A 2,798-nucleotide genomic window follows, 5' to 3' on the forward strand; every position below is an offset into this window, starting at 1 on the left:
TCCTACATTGGAATGTGTTTTCCTGTAGGAGCTGCCGAAGGCTGCGATCTTTTGCTTTCAGGGTCTGTAAAGGTGTGCATGCCCCGCGCGGTACAGCGATGACTCGCTAAACACCTCACTCCCTAATACCCGCCCGACGAGAATCAACGCCGTACGCCGAAAGCCTTTCTCTTTAACCTTTCCGGCGATATCCGCCAGCGTCCCGACCACCCAATCCTGATCCGGCCACGTCGCTCGGTGAATCACCGCAATCGGGCAATCGGCGCCGTAATGCGGCAATAGCTCGGCCAGAATCTTGTCCAGGTGATTAACGCCCAAATGAATCGCCATGGTCGCACCGTGCTGCGCCAGACTGCCGAGTTGCTCACCCGCGGGCATCGCGGTTTTATCGGCATAACGCGTCAGAATCACGCTTTGTGAAATGTCCGGCAGCGTCAGTTCCGCACCCAGCAACGCCGCACACGCCGCCGTCGCCGTCACGCCGGGGATGATCTCGAACGGAATATTCAGTTCGCGCAAATAGCGAATCTGCTCACCAATCGCGCCATACAAGCTCGGATCGCCGGAATGCACCCGCGCCACATCCTGACCGTTCGCGTGCGCGGTTTTGATCAGTTCGATGATCTGCTCCAGATGCAATTCGGCGCTGTTGACCACCGTTTCAGCCTGATGACCTTCAAGCACCGCCGTCGGCACCAGCGAGCCTGCATAGATGATTACCGGGCAACTGCGGATCAGCCGCTGGCCTTTGACGGTGATCAGTTCCGGGTCGCCGGGGCCGGCGCCGATGAAGTAGACGGTCATCGTAGAATCCTGTGAAAAAGAGGCGCAGCAATCGCTTCAGATGAAGATTGCTCATGATCGATGGCGGGGATTATCGGGTTTTTACGCAGCGCCGGCCAATGCGAAGGTGGCCTGGGCGTATTTTTGCCGGGAAATCAGCAGTTTTGCCGGTGCCTGAATCAACTGTTCGGCGAGGGCCAGCGCGGCACTTTCGGCAACGCCGTAGCAACCGGTGCGTTCGTAAGCGATCTCGGAACGATGGCTGAGTCGCTCTTGGTAACTGGCCAATTCCTCGCTGCTGAAGTACAGCAATGGCAACGCCAGTTGTGCGGCGAGTTCCAGTAAGCCGGGTTCATCGCGTTTCAGGTCGATACTGGCCAAAGCCTTGACCGCATGAAGCTCGATGCGATGTGCCTGTAACGCCTGATCGAGTAACGCGCGCAGCGTGCTGGCAGGGCAGCCGCGCTGGCAGCCCAGGCCGACCACAAAGGTCGGCGCTGCGCTGTCATTTGTCATGCGTGGTATTGGCCAGCGCTTTTGCGGCGGAACAACCAGGCGCTGATCAGGCCCAGGGCCAGCCAGAACGCGACGTTGGTCAGCTGCGAAGCGATTTTGAACTGCGCTTCCAATGCTTCAGGGGCGAGCATCGAATGCACTTGCGGCTGTGGGGCGCCGATCACGTGCGGCACGGCAAGGATCGCCACACCGAGGACTTTCATCAGCCAGTGACGGCTGAACGCGATCAATGACAGGCCGACGGCAGTCGAGGCGGCAGTGCCGATCCACCACATCTGTCGCGAAGCCAGATCAGCGGCCGCGGTGCCCGGCAATTCTGGCGGCAGGCCCAAAGTCGGCGCGAGGACGAACGTGGCATAACCGGCCAGGCCCCAGAGCAGGCCTTGCGAGGTTTTGGTCGGTGCGCGCAGGGTGTAGAGGCCGGCGAGCATCAGGGCGAAACCGACGGCTACCACCAGATTGCCGCCCGTGGTCGAGACCACGCGCTGCCAGCCGTTTTCCGGCTCCCAGGCTTCGGCATCGTGGGTGTGGCCGGCCATGGCGCCTTCGGCGTGTTCATGCACGGCGACGGGTTCGGCTTTCTCGAAGGTTTCCGCCTGAAGAATCAGCGGCGAGACCCAGAAGCTTTGCAGCAGGGTGAGGAGCAGGGCGGCCAGAAGACCGGTGAACCCTGCGGTTTGCGCAATACGCTTGATCATGTCGGCAGGTCTCAGTGGCACGGGAACGCGGCGCTGTGGCGGGTATCGTGGGCGGCGTTGTGCACCGCTTCGATGTGCGAGAAGCCGGCGAAGTAGACCAGGCTGGCGCCGAGGATCGACGCGAAGATCGCGGCGCTCAGGCGTTGGCTCAGTGTGGCGCTGCTGGTGATTTTGTCCGTGTTGCTGCCGGTGCTGCTGATGATCGACATGGCGCTTCCCTCTGGAGTGTCAGCGGGTGAATCGAGCGCATGAAAACCCCTGCGGGTCGGGCTCGCAGAGGTTCGAACAGCGCCCGCCCACCGCGGGTTTGTTATGTTCAGCGACGCACGAGGTGCGAGCTGTGTGTTGCGGGCCGGTCTCCGGGCTCACGAGGGGTTGGCGTCAGGCCGACCTGCAAGCGTCTCCTTCCCATGCCGTACGGGCACAGTGGTTTTGACGCTTCGCTCGCTTACCGTTGCGGGGGCAGCACCGGACTGACATGGGCTTGAGTAAAGCACATGATTCACCGGTTTCCCGTTTCACCCTGTGAAGGGCACCCGTAACAAGTTGTGTAGGAGAGCATGGGGTTGGGTTTTTAGTCAATTTTTTGGGGTGGATCCGTTGCTGCGGTAACGGCGTCTTAGGGTTCCGCCCTTACGGCGGGTCACCTTTTCCAAACGCCGAAAAGGTAACCGAAAAGGCTTGCTCCTACGTGCGGCCCGCTCGCTGGGGCTCGGGGTCCCTTCGCTCCGGGATCGATCCGGGCGCAGCGCCTACGGTTTGCTTCGCTGCACCTCCTCTCGCTGTGTTTGGCTGCGCCAA

The 2,798-nt window shown here is 61.2% G+C and carries 4 protein-coding genes and 1 riboswitch; all 4 genes read right to left on the reverse strand.

Translation table 11 applies throughout. From position 1 onward, the window contains the following. Positions 1-57 precede the first annotated feature (57 nt). The 4 genes from cobM to EJA70_RS30195 all read right to left on the reverse strand — a co-directional run bounded on the left by cobM (position 58) and on the right by EJA70_RS30195 (position 2,206). Positions 58-804 (reverse strand): precorrin-4 C(11)-methyltransferase, encoded by a 747-nt coding sequence (gene cobM, locus EJA70_RS30180; protein ID WP_158836238.1) that lies wholly within the window; start codon positions 802-804, stop codon positions 58-60. A gap of 81 nt (positions 805-885) precedes the next feature. Next, positions 886-1,299: a cobalamin biosynthesis protein gene (locus EJA70_RS30185; RefSeq protein ID WP_158836240.1), complete on the reverse strand. Its 414-nt coding sequence runs from the start codon at positions 1,297-1,299 to the stop codon at positions 886-888. Continuing rightward, entirely contained in the window at positions 1,296-1,997 is a 702-nt protein-coding gene (locus EJA70_RS30190; RefSeq protein WP_158836242.1) for a CbtA family protein, read from the reverse strand. The genes EJA70_RS30185 and EJA70_RS30190 overlap by 4 nt, the downstream gene beginning before the upstream one ends. Positions 1,998-2,008: 11 nt before the next feature. Next, positions 2,009-2,206 (reverse strand): CbtB domain-containing protein, encoded by a 198-nt coding sequence (locus tag EJA70_RS30195; protein ID WP_008080475.1) that lies wholly within the window; start codon positions 2,204-2,206, stop codon positions 2,009-2,011. Between the two features lie 123 nt (positions 2,207-2,329). Next, a riboswitch (cobalamin riboswitch) is annotated at positions 2,330-2,552 on the reverse strand. Between the last annotated feature and the right edge of the window lie 246 nt (positions 2,553-2,798).

This window comes from Pseudomonas sp. PB103 (assembly GCF_009764635.1).
Lineage (GTDB): Bacteria > Pseudomonadota > Gammaproteobacteria > Pseudomonadales > Pseudomonadaceae > Aquipseudomonas.

What these genes read in the sequence shown, in the direction of transcription:
- EJA70_RS30195 (WP_008080475.1), bottom strand. Translation starts at nt 2,206, where the DNA reads ATGTCGATCATCAGCAGCACCGGCAGCAACACGGACAAAATCACCAGC.
- EJA70_RS30185 (WP_158836240.1), bottom strand. Translation starts at nt 1,299, where the DNA reads ATGACAAATGACAGCGCAGCGCCGACCTTTGTGGTCGGCCTGGGCTGC.
- EJA70_RS30190 (WP_158836242.1), bottom strand. Translation starts at nt 1,997, where the DNA reads ATGATCAAGCGTATTGCGCAAACCGCAGGGTTCACCGGTCTTCTGGCC.
- cobM (WP_158836238.1), bottom strand. Translation starts at nt 804, where the DNA reads ATGACCGTCTACTTCATCGGCGCCGGCCCCGGCGACCCGGAACTGATC.